At 36.0% G+C, this 19,955-nt stretch carries 18 protein-coding genes; all 18 read left to right on the top strand.

Features of this window, described 5'->3' with window-relative positions; genetic code table 11:
* The first annotated feature begins 289 nt into the window (after positions 1 to 289).
* The 18 genes from metG (at position 290) to spoVT (ending at position 19,937) form a co-directional block, all read left to right on the top strand.
* A complete protein-coding gene (gene metG, locus A9178_RS12660) occupies positions 290 to 2,239 on the top strand; it encodes a methionine--tRNA ligase (protein ID WP_068675857.1) in 1,950 nt (649 codons plus the stop codon).
* Positions 2,240 to 2,374: 135 nt separating this feature from the next.
* Positions 2,375 to 3,142 carry a TatD family hydrolase gene (locus A9178_RS12655; RefSeq protein WP_068675855.1) on the top strand — a complete coding sequence of 256 codons (768 nt, stop codon included), beginning with the start codon at positions 2,375 to 2,377 and terminating at the stop codon, positions 3,140 to 3,142.
* A 381-nt stretch (positions 3,143 to 3,523) separates the two neighbouring features.
* A complete protein-coding gene (locus A9178_RS12650) occupies positions 3,524 to 4,729 on the top strand; it encodes a resuscitation-promoting factor (protein ID WP_068675853.1) in 1,206 nt (401 codons plus the stop codon).
* Between the two features lie 124 nt (positions 4,730 to 4,853).
* Positions 4,854 to 5,420, top strand: coding sequence for a ribonuclease M5 (gene rnmV / locus A9178_RS12645; protein ID WP_068675851.1), 567 nt, complete (start codon positions 4,854 to 4,856; stop codon positions 5,418 to 5,420).
* Positions 5,413 to 6,291 carry a 16S rRNA (adenine(1518)-N(6)/adenine(1519)-N(6))-dimethyltransferase RsmA gene (gene rsmA / locus A9178_RS12640; RefSeq protein ID WP_068675848.1) on the top strand — a complete coding sequence of 293 codons (879 nt, stop codon included), beginning with the start codon at positions 5,413 to 5,415 and terminating at the stop codon, positions 6,289 to 6,291. The genes rnmV and rsmA overlap by 8 nt, the downstream gene beginning before the upstream one ends.
* Before the next feature lie 158 nt (positions 6,292 to 6,449).
* On the top strand, positions 6,450 to 7,334 hold the full coding sequence (gene yabG / locus A9178_RS12635) for a sporulation peptidase YabG (protein ID WP_068675847.1): 885 nt from the start codon (positions 6,450 to 6,452) through the stop codon (positions 7,332 to 7,334).
* A 221-nt stretch (positions 7,335 to 7,555) separates the two neighbouring features.
* Positions 7,556 to 7,813 (top strand): biofilm formation stimulator Veg, encoded by a 258-nt coding sequence (gene veg / locus A9178_RS12630; protein WP_068675845.1) that lies wholly within the window; start codon positions 7,556 to 7,558, stop codon positions 7,811 to 7,813.
* Between the two features lie 242 nt (positions 7,814 to 8,055).
* Positions 8,056 to 8,238, top strand: a complete 183-nt coding sequence (locus A9178_RS12625) for a small, acid-soluble spore protein, alpha/beta type (protein ID WP_068675843.1) — start codon at positions 8,056 to 8,058, stop codon at positions 8,236 to 8,238.
* 170 nt (positions 8,239 to 8,408) lie between these two features.
* Positions 8,409 to 9,260, top strand: coding sequence for a 4-(cytidine 5'-diphospho)-2-C-methyl-D-erythritol kinase (gene ispE, locus A9178_RS12620; RefSeq protein WP_068675841.1), 852 nt, complete (start codon positions 8,409 to 8,411; stop codon positions 9,258 to 9,260).
* Between the two features lie 66 nt (positions 9,261 to 9,326).
* A complete protein-coding gene (gene purR / locus A9178_RS12615; RefSeq protein ID WP_068675840.1) occupies positions 9,327 to 10,142 on the top strand; it encodes a pur operon repressor in 816 nt (271 codons plus the stop codon).
* A 238-nt stretch (positions 10,143 to 10,380) separates the two neighbouring features.
* Entirely contained in the window at positions 10,381 to 10,671 is a 291-nt protein-coding gene (gene spoVG, locus A9178_RS12610; protein ID WP_047186898.1) for a septation regulator SpoVG, read from the top strand.
* A 615-nt stretch (positions 10,672 to 11,286) separates the two neighbouring features.
* Positions 11,287 to 12,666, top strand: coding sequence for a bifunctional UDP-N-acetylglucosamine diphosphorylase/glucosamine-1-phosphate N-acetyltransferase GlmU (glmU, locus tag A9178_RS12605; protein WP_068675838.1), 1,380 nt, complete (start codon positions 11,287 to 11,289; stop codon positions 12,664 to 12,666).
* Between the two features lie 15 nt (positions 12,667 to 12,681).
* Complete coding sequence (locus A9178_RS12600; RefSeq protein WP_068675836.1) at positions 12,682 to 13,635, top strand: ribose-phosphate diphosphokinase; 954 nt, start codon at positions 12,682 to 12,684, stop codon at positions 13,633 to 13,635.
* Positions 13,636 to 13,990: 355 nt separating this feature from the next.
* Entirely contained in the window at positions 13,991 to 14,590 is a 600-nt protein-coding gene (locus tag A9178_RS12595) for a 50S ribosomal protein L25/general stress protein Ctc (RefSeq protein WP_068675834.1), read from the top strand.
* Between the two features lie 169 nt (positions 14,591 to 14,759).
* The gene (gene pth, locus A9178_RS12590) at positions 14,760 to 15,323 is read left to right on the top strand and encodes an aminoacyl-tRNA hydrolase (protein WP_068676102.1); all 564 of its coding nucleotides are present in this window, start codon (positions 14,760 to 14,762) and stop codon (positions 15,321 to 15,323) included.
* 98 nt (positions 15,324 to 15,421) lie between these two features.
* Positions 15,422 to 15,652: an anti-sigma-F factor Fin gene (gene fin / locus A9178_RS12585; RefSeq protein WP_068675832.1), complete on the top strand. Its 231-nt coding sequence runs from the start codon at positions 15,422 to 15,424 to the stop codon at positions 15,650 to 15,652.
* Positions 15,653 to 15,746: 94 nt separating this feature from the next.
* Positions 15,747 to 19,268: a transcription-repair coupling factor gene (gene mfd, locus A9178_RS12580; RefSeq protein ID WP_068675830.1), complete on the top strand. Its 3,522-nt coding sequence runs from the start codon at positions 15,747 to 15,749 to the stop codon at positions 19,266 to 19,268.
* A gap of 132 nt (positions 19,269 to 19,400) precedes the next feature.
* The gene (gene spoVT, locus A9178_RS12575; RefSeq protein WP_068675828.1) at positions 19,401 to 19,937 is read left to right on the top strand and encodes a stage V sporulation protein T; all 537 of its coding nucleotides are present in this window, start codon (positions 19,401 to 19,403) and stop codon (positions 19,935 to 19,937) included.
* Positions 19,938 to 19,955: the final 18 nt, after the last annotated feature.

The raw sequence follows: 19,955 nt of genomic DNA, 5'->3' as shown, positions 1-19,955 counted from the left end.
CTTTTTTGAATCATTTAATATTATAATCACTTGAAATCTGTCAAACATACGATTTGATTTCATCTCTTTCTTTTATAAAAAGGCTATGGTAAATGCTTATCTCAGCTTGATTTTGTCAATAATTAATATTGCACAGTATTTGGCAAAATACGTTATAATAGCTACAATAGTAATAGTTTAAAAATGACACTTTTGTGGATTTTATTAATATTTAAGTAGAACCTTGTAGAAAAATGTGGGAATTTGTTGAATACTTGGTTAAACCAAGTTTTTTTAAGGAGGTAGCAGTATGCTAGAGGAGAATAAGACTTTTTATATCACTACACCAATCTATTATCCAAGTGGTAACTTACATATAGGTCATGCATATTCTACAGTTGCAGGTGATGCAATTGCTAGATATAAGAGGATGCGTGGCTATGATGTAATGTATTTAACCGGAACGGACGAGCATGGACAAAAGATTCAAAAGAAGGCAGAAGAAAAAGGGGTTACGCCACAGGAGTATGTAGACGAAATTGTTAGTGGTATTCAGGATCTGTGGAAAAAATTAAAAATTACAAATGACGATTTTATCCGTACAACAGAAAATAGACATAAAGATGTTGTTGAGAAAATCTTTGATCAGCTAGTAAAACAAGGGGATATTTACCTTGATGAATATGAAGGTTGGTATTGTACGTCTTGTGAATCTTTCTTTACAGAGAGACAATTAAATGAAGGAAGTTGCCCAGACTGTGGTGGTTCAGTTGACAAAGTTAAAGAAGAATCTTATTTCTTTAAAATGAGTAAATACGTAGACCGACTTGTTCAATATTATGAAGATAATCCCGAATTCATTCAGCCAGAAAGTCGCAAAAACGAAATGCTTAATAACTTCATTAAACCTGGTTTGGAAGATTTAGCGGTATCGCGTACTTCCTTTGATTGGGGAATTAAAGTTCCAGGAAATCCAAAACACGTTATTTATGTGTGGGTAGATGCATTATCAAACTATATTACCGCACTTGGCTATGGAACCGAAAATAATGAGAAGTTTAAGAAATATTGGCCTGCAGACGTTCACCTAATGAGTAAAGAAATTGTTCGCTTCCATACGATTTACTGGCCAATTATGTTAATGGCGCTTGACCTACCATTACCGAAAAAGGTATTTGCACACGGATGGATTTTGATGAAAGATGGGAAAATGTCCAAATCAAAAGGGAATGTAGTAGACCCAGTTAGCCTAATTAATCGTTATGGACTAGATGCTTTACGTTACTACTTATTACGCGAAGTCCCATTTGGTCATGATGGTGTCTTTACTCCAGAGGGATTCGTCGAAAGAACAAATTATGATTTAGCAAATGACCTAGGTAATTTATTAAATCGAACAGTGGCAATGATTGAAAAATATTTTGATGGGGAAATCCCTGCATATGAGTCATCTGAAACAGAAGTGGATGGTGAACTTGAGCAATTTGCCAAAGATACAATTAACAAAGTAGAAGAAGCAATGGAAAATATGCAGTTCTCTGTTGCGCTTTCTTCCCTATGGCAATATATTAGTCGAACAAATAAATATATTGATGAAACTCAACCATGGGTACTTGCAAAAGATGAAGAAAATAAAGAGCGATTGGGGAATGTAATGGCACACTTAGCTGAATCATTGAGGAAATCAGCTGTGATGCTTCAGCCATTCTTAACAGAAGCACCGGCAGAAATCTTCCGTCAGTTAAATGTAACAGCTGAATCGCTGAAAGATTGGGAAAGTGTTTATCGAGATGGAGAAATTCCGGCTGGAACTAAAATTCAAAAGGGTGACCCCATATTCCCACGACTTGATGTAGAAAAGGAAATTGAAGCTATTAAAGCAATGATGAAGAAGCCAGTCGTAGAGGAGCCGGAAAAAGAGGAAGATCAAAAAGAACAAATCGTGTATGACGATTTTATGAAGCTAGACCTACGAGTTGGTGAAGTATTAAAGGCGGAAAGAGTAAAAAAGGCTGATAAATTACTAAAACTACAACTTGATCTTGGAACAGAAAAACGCCAAATTGTCTCAGGCATTGCGAAATATTATGAGCCAGAACAATTAGTAGGTAAAAAGGTAATTTGTGTAACAAACTTAAAACCTGTCAAACTACGCGGAGAAATGTCAGAAGGTATGATTTTATCAGGCGAAGACGAAAAAGGAAACCTATCTCTAGCAACTGTAGACTCATCCCTACCAAACGGATCTGTTGTGAAGTAATAATATATGGTGTAATTTTTAATGAAATTTATATAAGGCTGCGACATAACCAAGGTGTTTAACTTATAAAGAAATAATACAAAAGGTCACTCTTTCTAGAACTTGGATTTTTCATAAGGAGGTAAACTTATACGTATGCTATTTGACACACACGTCCACTTAAATGCGAGACAATTTACAGAAGACCGTGAAGAAACGATACAGCGTGCATTTGATGCTGGTGTAAAATACATGACAGTAGTTGGCTTTGACCATGAAACAATCCCACTAGCCATAGAAATTGCGCAAGCATATGAAACAATCTATGCCGCTGTTGGCTGGCATCCTGTTGATGCAATCGATATGACAGACAAGGAACTAGATTGGATAGAGGTATTAGCAAAACATCCAAAAGTAGTAGCAATAGGTGAAATGGGACTTGATTATCATTGGGATAAATCACCAAAAGATGTCCAAAAAGATGTCTTCCGGAAGCAAATCCGCTTGGCTAAAAAATTAAAAATGCCAATCATCATTCATAATCGAGAAGCAACCGAGGACATTATTCAAATTTTAAAAGAGGAAGATGCAAAGGAAATTGGAGGCATCATGCATTGTTATAGTGATTCTGTCCAATATGTTGATGATTGTTTAGACATGAACTTCTATATTTCCTTGGGAGGACCTGTCACATTTAAAAATGCCCCTCTACCAAAAGAAGTAGCGCAATATGTTCCTTTAGACCGCCTATTAATAGAAACAGATGCACCTTATTTAGCACCGCATCCTAATAGAGGTAAAAGAAATGAACCAGCTTATGTAAAACTAGTAGCAGAGAAAATTGCCGAATTAAGGAATATGAGCTATGAAGAAATTAGTGAAATAACTACAAAAAATGCATTTCGCTTTTTTGGATTAGAATAATTTTCATTCAAATGTCGTTTAGGAAATGTATTTTTGATATTTTCTTTTCGTTTTAATAAAAGTATGCCTTATTTTAATATCTAAAGAACTGAAATGAAATAGAACTGTAATATTCTAGTAAAATAATACTAAATTAGATTGAAATAATAGAAGAATGATGGCGAAAATAGAGATCGGCGCTTAGCTGGTCTCTATTTTTATTTTACTTTTAGATTCCGACATAACCTTTTAGTATCAATGGTTCCCACCACCCCTTAAGTAATGTAAAACGATGTCGAATAGGCTTGCGTAATAGAATTGTAAAGCAACCGTAAAGGGAAAAGCATTTACTTTACGCATAATTTGTTAATATAATCGTTCATACAAAGGGGGGCAAGATGCATGCGATTTTTATCAAAGCTATTGCCGGCATCAAAAATGAAGCTGGTTATTTCTAGTATAGGTGTGCTTGCACTAGTTTTATTTACCAGTATGGTTGTTTTTGAATTAATGAAAGTAGAAGTAACCATGACAAGTAACGGTGAAGAGAAAAAAATAAAGACACATAAAAATACCGTTGGTGAATTACTTGATCAGGAAGGTATCGAAGTAGGGGATTATGATGAATTATCCCATAACTTAAATGCCAAAATTGAAGATGGTATGGAAATTGAATATGAATCTGCAAAACAGCTTGTTTTAAACATAGATGGTAAGACTAATACATATTATTCAACAGCACAAACATTAAAAGAATTTATTGAGGAACTAGGCCTTTCATTCTCGAAATACGATGAAGTGTCGCTCCAAAATAATGACATATTAAAAGATGGACAAGAAATAAAAGTGAAAAAGGCATTTGAAGTAACGGTAAATGATGGAGGAAAAGAGAAGTCATCACAAGTTACAGGTGGAACGGTAAAAGACTTATTAGAAGAAAGTAAGATTGAGTTAAACAAACTAGATAAGATATCTCCTTCATTAGATGATGAAGTTACAAAAGATACTTCTGTAACCATTACCCGTGTGGAAAAAAAGGAAGAAAAACTTGAAGAAGAAATAGCTTTTGATACGGAAACAAAAAAGGACTCCTCACTTGAAAAAGGAAAAGAAAAGGTTATGACGGAAGGGAAAAAAGGAAAGGTCCTTAAAACCTTTGAAGTTACTTTAGAGAATGGTGAAGAGGTGAGCCGTGAATTATTAGATGAGGCGATTCAGGAGGAAAAGGTAGATCGCGTAGTGGCAGTTGGTACGAAAGAGCCTGCTCAAATGGTATCCGTAACTTCTACCTCTAGTTCAAGTAGTCAAGCTTCAAGTGGAAAAACAATAAGCGTGACTGCAAGTGCATTTACAGCAAGCTGTAGTGGCTGTTCTGGTTACACAGCAACGGGAATTAATTTGAAGGCTAATCCGAATAAAAAGGTAATTGCAGTAGATCCAAATGTTATTCCTTTAGGATCAAGGGTATGGGTAGAAGGATATGGAGAAGCTATTGCTGGTGATACTGGTGGTAATATTAAAGGAAGCCGAATTGATGTTCATGTACCAAATAAATCAAAAGCACACAGTTGGGGAGTTCGCAATGTCCAAGTGAAAATCCTTGATTAACATGTATGTAAGTTATATGCTCTTACCATGATAAATGGTAGGAGTATTTTTATATTGAAAAGCGCTGGAGCTAGACTAGCCTTTTGAAAAGATGCTAACTAACAATTGATGATAGGGGAAAGCAATGAAAATTAAAGAAGTTATAGTAGTAGAAGGTAGAGACGATACTACGAAAATAAAACTTGCTGTCGATGCAGATACGATAGAAACAAATGGATCGGCAATTAATAAGTATACACTTACTCAAATTAAACATGCACAGGAAAAACGTGGGGTCATTATTTTTACAGATCCAGACTATCCTGGTGAAAGAATTAGGAAAATTATTAATGAACATGTTCCAGGCTGTAAACATGCCTTTTTAACGCAAGATAAAGCAAGGGCAAAAAACCCGCATAATAAAAGTTTAGGGATAGAACATGCAAGTATAGACGATATAAGGAAGGCCCTAAAGGACGTTCATGAATTAGCGGAACCTATCCAAAGTGAAATCGGCCAAGAAGATATTATTCAAGCACGACTACTAGGGACAAACGAAGCACGAAAAAGAAGGGAAAGACTAGGTGAGATTCTTCAAATAGGTCATACGAATGGGAAGCAGTTATTAAAACGTTTAACCATATTTCAAATAACGAAGGAACAATTTGACCAAGCGATTATAAAGTTGGATCAGGAGGAAGAAGATGAGTAATTACATCGCCACACCATCTCGTACAAAGGAAATTTTAAATAAATATAAGTTTACATTTAAAAAAAGCTTAGGCCAAAACTTTTTAGTCGATGTAAATATATTAAAAAATATAGTGAGACATGCCGGTATAAATAAAGACTCAGGTGCTATCGAAATAGGGCCTGGAATTGGAGCACTTACGGAACAATTGGCAATCCATGCGGATAAGGTGGTTGCCTTTGAAATTGACCAAAGATTATTACCGATATTGAAAGATACCTTAGGTGATTATTCTAATATTAATCTCATCCATCAGGATATTTTAGAAGCGAATGTAAAGGAAGTAATTGAAGAAAACTTTGCCCAAAACCAACCTGTACATGTCGTTGCCAATTTACCATATTACATCACAACTCCAATTTTGATGAAATTAGTTCGGGATAAATTACCAGTATCAAGTATTACCGTGATGATTCAAAAAGAAGTTGCAGAAAGAATGGCAGCAAAACCAAATACAAAGAGTTACGGGTCCTTAACAATTGCCCTGCAGTATTACACGAGTGCAGAAGTAGTTATGATTGTGCCGAAGACTGTTTTTATGCCACAGCCAAACGTGGACTCAGCCATATTAAAGTTAGAAATGAGAGAGAAACCTCCAGTTCATGTAGAGGATGAAGACTTTTTCTTTGAATTGGTAAAATCAAGCTTTGCACAAAGACGTAAAACACTTCAAAATAATTTAAAAAGCTATTTCAAAGACAAATATGATAAAGACATGATTACGGATATTCTACAACAATCTGGAATAGATGCCAAAAGGCGTGGTGAATCCTTAAGTATTGAGGAATTTGCACATTTAGCAAATACGTTTACTAAGTCACTTCAAAAATAAGCTATCTGCTACGGCAGATAGCTTATCTTTTTAGACTGAGTTCCTTAATTAACACAGTGCTTACGAACATTGCCAATTATATAAGGCACAAAACCAATTTTCGATTCATAGTTTATAGTGGGTAAGCTTCGTTTTAATGTAGACTATGGGGTGAATGTATGGACCTAACAAAAAACAATTTAGTAACTAGAAAATCCTATAACCATGATTTATTATTTCGTATTGCAAATATTAAAGATAATATGGCAAATTTATATGGAGAAGAGATGCGACTTGAGGCAGATGCGCCATTAGAAGACCTCCAGAGAATTGAAGATAGAGATTTAGAAACAAGAAGAAAAAAGGAAAAGGAGAAAGAGGAATTCTCGTATAGGCTATTTCGCCAAGATTATCAATTAATGAAGGAGAAACGTGATTATCAGGCATCAGATGGATATCAAAACTATGCAAAATACTTTCAATTACCTGCAAAAGTTCTTCACCTAGATGGTGATCAAATGTACTTAAGGAAGTGTATTGAACTTTATCAGCGGATAGGTTTACAAGTTCATGGTGTCCATTTAAATGAAAAGGATATGCCCAATCAAATTGGCGAATTAGTTCAAAGAATTCAGCCAGATGTGATTGTCATTACAGGACACGATTCTTTCTCAAAAAATAAAGGAACAAAAAAGGACTTAAGGGCCTATCGACATTCAAGGTATTTCGCTGAGACCGTTAGAGAAGCTAGGCGAATCAATCCTAATCTTGATCAACTCGTCATCTTTGCAGGAGCTTGTCAGTCTCATTTTGAATCACTTATACGCGCAGGAGCAAACTTTGCAAGTTCCCCAACGCGAATTAATATTCATGCGTTAGATCCTGTTTATATTGCAGCAAAAATTGCTTATACCTCTTTCATGGAACGTGTAAGTGTATGGGATGCAATTAGAAATACGTTGACGGGCGAAAAGGGAATGGGTGGAGTAGAAACGAAAGGTTTACTACGCACAGGCATGCCGTATTTATTAGATGATGAGGTAGATTATAATGATAATGATTGAAAGGACTTATCCTAATATTGGATAAGTTTTTTTATCGTGGTTCAACTAGAAGGAAATGTAATAAAAACATAAATATCGATACATATTTTGTAAACTTTGACAAATAATATGAAAAGTAGACAAAACTCTTTGTTGACATGGAAAAACACATCTTGTTATAATATAACTTTTTGACTATTATACAAGTTTGTGCTATACTATTCATAGTGAGGTGGAGTGTATTGGCTAAAACATTATTCGAAATTAAGCAAGGTCTTGAAGGTCAGGTAGGAAGAAGGCTTAAATTAAAAGCTAACGGTGGTAGAAGAAAGACAATTGTACGACAAGGAACTTTAGCAGAAACATACCCTTCTGTATTCATTGTCGAGTTAGACCAAGACGAAAATGCATTCGAGCGTGTTTCTTACAGCTATGCAGACGTACTAACTGAAACGGTAGAAATTAATTTTTTAGAAGATCATAATACTTCCATTATTTAATTGTGAAACAGTGGACAGCCATTCGTCTACTGTTTTTTCTTGTTTTTGTTGTTCATAGTTAGCTTTTGTAATACTCGAGCTATTTATGGTAACTATTTTAAGTTTGTGTAAAGAACCTCAACCTACCCCCTTTTTCTTAAAAAGTAAAATTTCCTCTTTTGCATATAATTACCGAGAGTGTTCCAGCCTAAATCGCATAAACTGAAAATGTCGTAAACAAACTTGAAAGGGGTTGTTCTTTCATGGCAAGACGCGGAGGAATGATGTCAAACCAAATGAAAGAAGAGATTGCTAAAGAGTTAGGATTTTACGACACTGTACAACGAGATGGCTGGGGAGGTATTACCGCTAGAGATGCTGGTAATATGGTGAAAAGGGCTGTTGAGATTGCTCAACAAAGTATAGCTGAGAAAGGCAATTCATAATGTTGAATTGCCTTTCTTTTCATTAAACGGAAATTTGGCATAATAAACCTTATCAAAGAAAGGCCACGCACGACCAGCCCCAGTGCTTTTGTTCTTGAATAAATTCTCGCCTCTTATATTTGAATATGTTACAATTTGGATATCTTTTGATGGTACAAGTAGGTGACAGGATGGCACTGATTGAGAGGGCGCCAGCAAAAATAAACTTATCTCTAGATGTATTGCGGAAAAGGGAAGATGGCTTTCACGATGTGGAAATGGTTATGACGACCATTGATTTATCTGATCGTATTGAATTAAAGCCACTTCATGAAGATAAAATAGAAATATCAATTGAAAGTAGATATGTCCCAGACGATGAGCGGAATTTAGCATATAAAGCTGCACAGGCTTTTAAAAATAAATATGGAGTAAAAAAAGGTGTTCATATTTCTGTAGAGAAAAGTATACCTGTATCTGCAGGACTTGGTGGGGGTAGTACGGATGCAGCTGCGGTATTAAGGGGTCTTAATCGGTTATGGAAATTAAATATTCCGATGGATGAATTAGCAGAATTAGGAGCAACTTTAGGTGCAGATGTATCATTCTGCATTTATGGAAAAACAGCTATAGCTAGGGGATATGGTGAAAAAATCCAAGGATTAACATCCCCCCCACCCTGTTGGGTAATCTTAGCGAAGCCAAATATTGGGGTATCCACCTGGAAGGTCTTTAATCGGATTAATATGAGTGAATTGCATCACCCTAATACTATAAAAGTGTTAGAGGCATTATCTGAAGGCAATTTTTATAAACTTTGCCATTATATGGGTAATTCATTAGAGCCAATTACCTCCTCTATGCATCCTGAGGTATTTCAAATAAAACGAGCGATGAAGGGTATGGGGGCAAATGGTGTTCTAATGAGTGGAAGTGGACCTACTGTTTACGGTTTAGTGGAACAAGAGAACAAGGCACGAAGAATTTATAATGGAATGCGCGGATTCTGTGCTGAAGTTTATTTAGTTCGGATATTAGGATGAGTGTTTGCCAATTTGCGTATAAAGGTGGTATATTAAGATACAAATATACGGCTTTGAGGTGTAGTAATGAAAAGGAGTAACCGATTAGTTATTTTAACAGAGTACTTTTTGGAAAACCCAAGAAAACATATTCAATTACCTTTTTTCGTGAATCTATGTGATACCACAAAGTCTTCTGTAAGTGAAGATTTAGATATCATTGACCATGTCCTAAAAAACCAACAATTAGGGTACCTTGAACGAACAACAGGGGCTGGAGGCGGAGTTAAGTATATTCCGGAGGTTTCGTCAGACAGAAACAAGGAATTTATTGATAAGCTACGTCATGAATTAGAGGATCCTAGTCGAATACTACCAGGTGGGTATCTCTATATGAGTGATATTTTAGGAGATCCTAAACTAGTCCGGGAAATTGGGCGTGTTTTTGCTTCGCGTTTCTCAAAATTAAACATAGATGTAGTAGTAACAGTGGCTACAAAAGGGATACCTTTGGCTTATTCTGTTGCATCATTCTTAAATGTTCCAGTTGTGATAGTACGAAGGGACCCAAAAGTAACAGAAGGCTCTTCCGTAAGTATCAACTACGTATCTGGTTCATCAAAAAAAATACAAACCATGGTGCTACCGAAGAGAAGTTTAAAAGAAGGAAGCAATGTATGTATCATTGATGACTTTATGAAAGCTGGCGGTACGATAAATGGTATGATTAGCTTATTAGAAGAATTTGATGCAAAAGTACAAGCTATTGGAGTCTTAGCGGAAGCTGATGATGATGAAGAAGAAAGAGTTGTTACGGACTATACTTCTTTGATAAAAATATCTAATGTAGATCTATTACATAAAACGATTGATGTTCAAAATGGTAATATTTCTTTAGTATGATAGTTCGATTAGAAAATAAGGCATTCGTCTAAAGGATGCCTTCGTTTTAATTGCAAGAAAGTCTTAAAAAATATAATGGAGCCAAAAAGCCTTAAATACTTAGGAATTTTGGCTCCATTTTTATACCGAAAATACATATTTTGAAAAATAAATAATCTTTTTTCTATTTTTAGCAGGAATTTAATTAATTTTGTTGAATAAGTTTAGTAAGTTTAAATGGAAAAGGTGGTGAGACATCATGGAAGTAACCGACGTAAGATTGCGCCGCGTAAACACAGAGGGCAGAATGCGTGCGATCGCATCCATTACATTGGATCAAGAATTTGTAGTGCACGATATCCGTGTTATTGACGGTAATAATGGCTTATTTGTTGCTATGCCTTCGAAGAGAACTCCAGACGGCGAATTCCGGGATATAGCACATCCAATCAATTCTGGAACACGTGCGAAGATTCAAGACGCAGTGTTAGAAGAATACCACCGTGTGGGTGAGGCAGAAGTTGAATATGAAGAAGCAGGAGCTTCCTAAAATGATCAATAAAAGGGGTCGAATCTTTTAAATAAGGTTGGCCTTCTTTTTTTATATTCTAGGAAATTATAAAATTTGTATGGCTGTGAATACCTTAGATATCGAAATAGCCACGTCCGGCTCCAGCGCCCAGTGACTAGTAGACTTCCTTTACCTCCGTGCGATAAAGAAGACTTGCCGATTGGTGAAACCAGAGGCTTAGTCGCACTTATACCCTTGCGGTGAAAGTCAACATCGGTTCGGTGTTTAAGGAAGGCCGACTAAGATCGGCCTTTGCGGCCAACGTCGGCACACCTCTATGAAGAGGCGTGTTTCCTTTATCTTCTACGGCAGTGGAATGTCCGATTAAGACCGCCGCTTTGCGCGGCAACATCGGACCACCTGGCATGGCCAGGCGCAGTCTATACGTCACTAAACGGGCGCTTGCGCCTTTGTTCTTAATAAAAACCCCTTTTGTAACCCTCTTTAACAATCATCTACATAAATTAGTAACAACATCCAAAAATTGGGCAAAATAGTAAATATCCAATGGTTTACAATTATCAATGTGTTGAAATCAGAACTTGTTTAGGATATATTTTATTATGGAAAATAGTAATAATTGGAGGTATCCTTATGACGAATCGGTATGCTGTGATTTTAGCGGCTGGTCAAGGTACAAGAATGAAGTCTAAGCTTTATAAAGTTTTACATCCTGTAATGGGGCGCCCAATGGTTCAACATGTTATTGACCAATTAACTCCCCTAAATCTAGATGAAACAGTTACAATTGTTGGTTTCGGTGCAGAAATGGTAAAAGAAGTAATCGGAAACCAAAGTAAATTTGTCATTCAAGAAGAACAACTAGGAACAGGTCATGCAGTTATTCAAGCAAAATCGTTATTACAGGATAAAGAGGGAACAACTATTGTCGTTTGTGGAGATACTCCATTAATCACCAATAATACGTTTGAAGCTTTATTTAAACATCATGAAGAAGAAGGCGCAAGTGCTACCATCCTGACAGCTAAGGCGGATGACGCTACTGGATATGGTAGAGTAATTCGTAATGCGGAGAACGAAGTGGAACGAATCGTTGAACATAAGGATGCGAATGAAGCGGAACTCCAAGTTACAGAAATTAATACAGGTACATACTGTTTTGATAATCAGGCTCTGTTCCAAGCCCTGAAAGAAGTATCCAATGACAACGTACAAGGTGAGTATTATTTACCAGACGTCATTGAAATATTACGTAATCAGTCGAAAAAGGTTACTGCATTTATGACGGATCATTTCGATGAAACACTTGGAGTTAATGACCGTGTTGCTTTAGCTAAGGCTGAGAAGACGATGAAAGAAAGAATTAATGAAAAACATATGAGAAATGGTGTATCCATCATAGATCCAGAAAACACATACATTCACCCGGAGGTAATCATTGAATCTGATGTTGTCGTCCATCCGGGGACTATCATTAAAGGGGCATCCATTATTAAAGAAAATGCAGAGATTGGCCCTAATAGTGAAATAATTAATTGTGAAGTAGGAGAATCTACGGTTATCAGACATAGTGTTGCCAGTGATAGTAAGATTGGTAACCGCGTTAACATTGGCCCATTTGCACATATTCGCCCTGATTCAACGATTGGTCATGGGGCTAAGGTTGGTAATTTTGTTGAAATTAAGAAGTCTGTCATGGGTGAGGGAAGTAAAGCCTCCCATTTAAGTTATATTGGAGATGCACAAGTAGGAAGCAATGTTAATATAGGTTGTGGTACAATTACAGTGAACTATGATGGAGTAAATAAATATTTAACTACTATTGAAGATGATTCTTTTATTGGTTGTAACTCTAATTTAATAGCACCAGTAACCATTGGAAAAGGCTCCTATGTAGCGGCAGGATCTACGATTACAAAGGATGTTCCATCAGAGGCACTATCTGTTGCTCGGGCAAGGCAAACGAATAAAGAAGGCTATGCTTCAAAACTAAAAAACAGAAAAAGAGATTAACGGAGGTTCAAATTCATGTCATCTAATTATACCGATGGTTCCTTGAAGGTATTATCACTAAATTCAAATCCTAAGTTAGCACAAGAGATAGCTGATCATATAGGAGTATCTTTGGGGAAATGTACTGTTTCAAAATTTAGTGATGGGGAAGTACAAATTAATATTGAAGAAAGTGTTCGTGGTTGTGATGTTTACGTTATACAATCGACTTGTGCTCCAGTTAATCAACATTTAATGGAATTATTAATTATGATAGATGCTTTAAAACGAGCATCCGCTAAATCAATTAATATTGTCATGCCTTACTATGGGTATGCAAGACAAGACCGAAAAGCTCGTGCACGTGAACCAATAGCGGCAAAATTAGTTGCAAACTTAATTGAAACAGCAGGTGCGGATCGTGTTATTTCATTAGACTTACACGCTCCACAAATCCAAGGATTCTTTGATATTCCAATTGACCATTTACAAGGTGTTCCAATCCTTTCTAATTATTTTGAGTCTAAAGGATTAGAAGATGTGATTGTGGTATCACCAGACCATGGTGGGGTTACTCGTGCGCGTAGAATGGCTGATCGTCTAAAAGCTCCAATAGGTATCATTGATAAACGCAGACCTCGTCCAAATGTAGCGGAAGTGATGAATATCATCGGAAACATCGAAGGCAAGACGGCAATTTTAATAGATGATATAATAGATACAGCAGGTACGATTACATTAGCTTCAAATGCATTAATTGAACATGGTGCTAAGGAAGTCTATGCTTGTTGTACACACCCTGTATTATCAGGTCCGGCAATTGAACGAATTCAGAATTCACAAATTAAAGAATTGGTAGTTACGAATAGTATCCCTCTACCACCGGAAAAAGAAATTGAAAATATAACTAAATTATCTGTAGCACCGCTTATTGGAGAAGCGATTATTCGTGTTCATGAACTACAATCTGTTAGTATTCTCTTTGATTAGGCATTCGCTATAAGGTACAATTGTTGTATAGGAAGAGAATTTTATACTTTCCTAATTTGCCTAAAAATGTTTAGACCTGCTTAGATAAGGGAATAAATGTATTGGCTATATAATCACATAGAAGATCCAAGGTTTAAGAAAGATGGAATACGTATTTTTATGTCTAGCGTCATCGCCCAGCAACTAGCAAACTTCACACTTCTTCACTACGATAAGTCAACATCGGTTCGCTTCCAGCTCACCGTGTTTCCTTTATCTCATTGCGAAGTGCTCCAGTTTGTACGTTGCTAAACGGGCGTCTAAGCTTTTCTTAATGTGTGTTTGATTTTGAATAAAATTTTGGAGGATGGATAATATGTCAGTGTCATTAAAAGCATCAAAGCGAGAAAGTTTAACAAGGTCTCAAAATAGGATTCTTAGAGAAAGTGGACAAGTTCCAGGTGTTGTATATGGAAAAGAGAAAGATGCACAGACCATATTTGTTGATGAAATGGAGCTAATAAAGGTAATTCGTAGCGAAGGAAGAAATGCTGTTTTATCTTTAGATATTGATTCTGCAAACAAAGTAGATGTGTTGTTTCATGAATATCAAATGGATCCATTAAAAGGTGAATTAATTCACGTTGATTTTTATATGGCGGATATGTCCCAAGCAATCGACGTTACCGTTCCTTTGCGATTAGAGGGAGAGCCAAAACAAGGTATACTACAACAACCTTTATTCGAATTACAAGTACGAGCCAAACCTAACGAGATCCCAGAGGAAATTGTTGTTGAAACTTCTGGACTTGAAATTGGTGATACAATTACAGTATCCAACATACCTGTAACGGGGAATTTTGAATTATTAGATGATCCTGAGACAACTGTTGCAACTGTATTGGCTCCTGATAATGAAGTATCTGAAGAACATGCCGAAGAAGTGGAAGCTGCGGAATCGGAAGAGAAAAAATAATAACTTTAAATATTTGCTAACAATAACCCTCCTTCAAGAAATGAAATACCTTTTCTTATAGGAGGGGTTATTGTATTTTTCCTAAGCAGATTTTTAATATAATGAGGTAAAGACGAATAAGATGTTATTATTTAATAGAAAAAATCTTAAAAAAGGAAACAACGAAAAAATGAAATGTATAGTAGGCTTAGGTAACCCAGGGAAGAAGTATGAAAAGACGAGACACAATGTAGGTTTTATGGTTATAGATGAGTTAGCTAGTCGCCATAATTGGAGTCTAAATAAGTCTAAATTTAAGGGAAGCTTTTGTGTGGAACATTTTGAAGGAGAAAAGGTAATTCTCCTAAAGCCTGAAACGTTTATGAATCTATCAGGTGAATCCATACGTGGCATGATGGATTTCTACAATATTGAATTAGAAGACATTGCTGTTATTTACGATGACTTAGATCTTTCTCCTGGGAAAATTAGATTGCGCCAAAAGGGTGGCCATGGCGGACATAATGGTGTAAGAAATACAATTGATCATTTAGGGACTAAAGATTTCAACCGAATTCGTGTTGGTATTGGAAGGCCAAAGTTTAATATACCAGTAGTTGATTTTGTCCTTGGGGAATTTCCAAAAGAAGAGGAAGAAAACATAACAGAAAGTATTCATAAATCAGCTGATGCATGTGAAGAATGGTTAAAAGGAAAGCCATTTTTAGAAGTAATGAATACCTTTAATCAATAATAGATGAAGGAATTCAGCAATAGTCCGTACATGTATATTATAGTGCAATAAGGTTAAACTTCTTAAATAAGGAATCTAATATTTAAGGAGGAGTTTCTTTGTCAATTGTCTATAATTGCAGACATTGCGGACAAAATATTGGTAAGCTAGATAACCAAATGATTGATACTTCCTTGTTAGGGTTTAATCAATTATCCGAAAAGGAAAAGGAAGAAATGATACAATATCGTGATAATGGTGATGTCCTTGTAATAGCGATTTGTGAAAGTTGTGAAGAAACATTAGGGAGGAATCCGCACTATCACGAGCTTGATCACTTTTTACAATAAAGGAATCTTCACACATTAAAAGATAAGCAAGACGAGCTTTGGTTTTAGACCAAAGCGTTTTTGCGCTTAATTGTAGTATAAGCGGGGGTACATGATGAAAGGAATTAATCAATATTTACAATCAAAAGAAGACATACAATCCGTTATTAACGGTATTACAAGTGGTATGAACGAACAGCTAGTTGCTGGTTTATCTGGTTCCGCAAGAAGTATGCTAGTTTCTGTTATAAACCAGTCTATTACAAAGCCAGTTTTATTAGTTACACACCAACTTGTACACGCTCAAAGTTTATATGATGATTTAGTCGTATTGGTAGGGGAGGGAAATGTTCATTTATATCCAGTTAATGAACTGATAGCTTCTGAAATTGCATTTTCAAGTCCAGAGTTAAGAAGTCAGCGAATTGAGGCATTAACAGAATGGACGAAAAATAAATCAGGGATTTTAATTGCTCCTGTTGCCGCCTTAAAGCGGATATTGCCCCCACCAAATTATTGGAATAAATATCAACTAACTTTTACATTAGGTGAGGAAATAGATATAGAACAATATCTTACCTTTTTGATAGATATGGGTTATGAAAGAGCATCTATGGTAACAACTCCAGGTGAATTTAGTAAACGTGGAGGAATTATCGATATCTACCCTTTAACAGAGGAAAACCCTATTCGAATTGAATTATTTGATGAGGAAATTGACTCCATACGTTTCTTTGATGCAGAAACACAACGTTCCTTATCTAAATTAGATGAGATTATTATAAAGCCTGCCACTGAATTATTATTAACAGATCAGGATATTATGGCAGCATCAGGGAAATTAGAGGATGCTTTAGCTGTTTCATTAAAAAAAATGAAGAAGTCAGAAATTAAAGAGCATCTAATTGAGGTAATAGAAGAAGACATTAGTCGATTTAAGAATATCGAGCGGTTTCAGGAAATGTATAAATATATTGGTTATTTATACGATGAACCTGCTAGTTTGTTAGATTATCTTACCAAAGATGGTTTAGTTATTTTAGATGAGATGAGTAGGGTTCAAGAAACAGCGATGAACTTAGACACAGAAGAAGCAGAGTGGTATTCAAGCTTATTAGAGTCGGGTAAGATGGTTCAAAATAGTAGATTTTCGTATGATTGGCAAGCTGTTATAGACAATATGTCACAACAACGATTGTACATGTCTGTATTTTTACGCCATATACCGAATACGAACCCACAAAACATTGTTAACCTTTCTTCTAGGGTCATGCAGGAATTTCATGGCCAAATGCATTTATTTAAGAATGAATTGCTACGTTGGGAAAAAGGAGGATTTTCAGTTGTCATACTAGCACCAGATGAACAACGAGCAGAGAAAATCCACTCCATTTTGTCGGATTATGATATAGAATCAGCTGTTACAAAAGAATTAAAGCTCCCGATAGAAAAGCCGGCGATTACAGTTGGGAATATTAGTAGCGGTATTGAGCTACCAATGCATAAACTCGTATTTATAACAGAGAATGAGTTATTTAAAAAACGTGTGAAACGAACAAGAAGACAGCAAAAGGTTTCTAATGCTGAAAGAATAAAAAGTTACCAAGAATTAAAAGTCGGCGATTATGTTGTTCATGCAAATCACGGGGTTGGAAAATACTTAGGAATTGAAACATTAAAACTACAAAATCTTCACAAAGACTTTATGCTTATCCGTTATTCTGGTGATGATAAGTTATATGTCCCAATTGACCAAATCGACCTTGTACAAAAATACGTTGGGGCAGAAGGGAAAGAGCCTAAACTTTATAAGCTTGGTGGCACAGAGTGGACAAAGGTAAAGAAAAAGGTCCAATCAAGTGTGGAGGATATTGCGGATGATTTAATTAAGCTCTATGCAGAGAGGGAATCGAGAAAAGGGTATGCTTTTTCAGAAGATACCGAAATGCAACGAGAGTTTGAAGCTGCATTTCCATACCAAGAAACAGAAGATCAGTTAAGATGTATAGAGGAAATTAAAAAGGATATGGAAAATGAGCGCCCAATGGATCGTTTGCTATGTGGGGACGTTGGTTATGGGAAAACCGAAGTTGCCATACGTGCAGCTTTTAAAGCAATCATGGATGGAAAACAGGTGGCCATTTTAGTTCCAACGACAATCCTAGCACAACAACATTACGAAACAATCAGAGAGCGTTTTCAAGGGTACCCGATTAACATCGGTTTATTAAGCAGATTTCGTACGAGAAAACAACAAACTGAAACCATTAATGAATTGAAAAAAGGTACGATAGATATCGTTATCGGGACACATCGTGTTTTATCAAAAGATGTGGAGTTTCGTGATCTTGGTCTATTAATAGTTGATGAAGAACAGCGTTTCGGGGTAAAACATAAGGAAAAAATTAAACAATTAAAATCAAATGTAGATGTTTTGACACTTACAGCAACCCCAATTCCAAGGACATTGCATATGTCTATGCTTGGTGTTCGTGATCTATCTGTTATAGAAACACCGCCGGAAAACCGTTTCCCGATTCAAACCTACGTAATGGAATATAATCCGATATTAGTAAGGGAAGCAATCGAAAGAGAAATGGCTCGTGGTGGACAAACTTTCTTCCTGTATAACCGAGTGGAGAATATTGATAAAGTAGCTAGGGATTTAGGAATGCTAGTACCCGAAGCAAGAGTTGGTGTTGCTCATGGGAGAATGACGGAAACAGAATTAGAAAATATTATTGTTAGCTTTTTAGAAGGCGAATATGATGTTCTCGTAAGTACTACGATTATAGAAACAGGGGTAGATATCCCTAACGTAAATACATTAATTATAAGTAATGCGGACCGGATGGGGTTAAGTCAGCTTTATCAATTACGCGGACGAGTTGGTAGATCCAATCGTGTGGCATATGCGTATTTTACGTACCAAAAAGATAAAGTCTTAACAGAAGTTGCAGAGAAGAGACTTCAGGCAATAAAGGAATTTACTGAATTGGGTTCTGGATTCAAGATTGCAATGCGGGATTTATCTATCCGTGGTACGGGGAACTTATTAGGCTCCCAACAACATGGGTTTATTGATTCTGTTGGATTTGATCTGTATTCCCAAATGCTAAAAGAGGCAATTGAAGCTCGTAAGGTAGGAAAAGAAGAAGAGAGCATTACTCTATTCGAACCGGAGCTGACCCTTAAATTAGACGCGTATATACCGGATGAGTATATGAACGATGAAAGGCAAAAGATTGAAATCTATAAACATTTCCGCTCATTAGAAACAGCTGAGGAAATAAGTGAATTAAAAGAAGAATTAGTTGATCGCTATGGGGATTATCCGATTGAGGTTGAGAACTTATTTATCGTTTCCTCATTAAAGATGTATTCAAAGAAGGAAAAAGTGGAATCTATCTCGGAAAAGAACAATAAAATTACGCTGCTTGTAAGTGAAGATAGAAGTCAATCAATTGACGGATCAAAATTATTTGAACTAGCAAATGAGTTTGGTCGAAATGTACAATTAGGAACGGAAAATAATAAGCTTAAGATTACGGTTAAATACACGGATAAAACGAATGAAAGATATAAAATAGTCGAGGATTTTATTAAAAAATTAGATACAGTGGATAGAATTGGCTAAAAAAATGGTAGGTAATGTATAGTTCTTATGGAGTTGTCTTATACTAAAAGCACACCTGGTGATTAAGGAACATCCCGAACATATTTCACAAACGGATTATGTGTAATCATCATAGAAAGTGAGGCTACTCAAATGAAGGCAACAGGTATCGTTCGTCGAATTGATGATTTAGGAAGGGTGGTTATTCCTAAAGAAATTAGAAGAACTTTACGGATTCGTGAAGGTGATCCACTAGAGATCTTCGTCGACCGAGAAGGCGAGGTTATTCTGAAAAAGTATTCACCGATTAATGAATTAGGGCATTTTGCAAAAGAATATGCTGAAGCACTTTTTGATTCACTACAAGTTCCAGTACTCATTTGTGACCGTGATGAAGTTATTGCGGTTTCCGGGGAGTCTAAGAAAGACTACTTAAATAAGATTATTAGCTCCGAAATAACAAAAATAATTGAAAACCGTTCAACAGTTTTTGAAACAGAAACAAAACATGTAGAAATTTTAGATGGCCATGAACAAGAAATAAATTCTTATTGTGTAAGTCCAATTATAGCTAATGGTGACCCAATTGGTTGTGTACTCATGTTTTCAAAAGATGGAAACAAACTTACCAATGTAGAACAAAAGTCAGCAGAAACTGCTTCAGGCTTTTTGGCAAGACAAATGGAGTAAAGTTAAATGAGCAAAAAT

The sequence above is a fragment of the Oceanobacillus sp. Castelsardo genome (assembly GCF_001659985.1).
Classification (GTDB): Bacteria; Bacillota; Bacilli; order Bacillales; family Amphibacillaceae; genus Oceanobacillus.
Note: the sequence above shows the minus strand (reverse complement) of the source record. Positions and strands in the feature narration are given on the sequence as shown.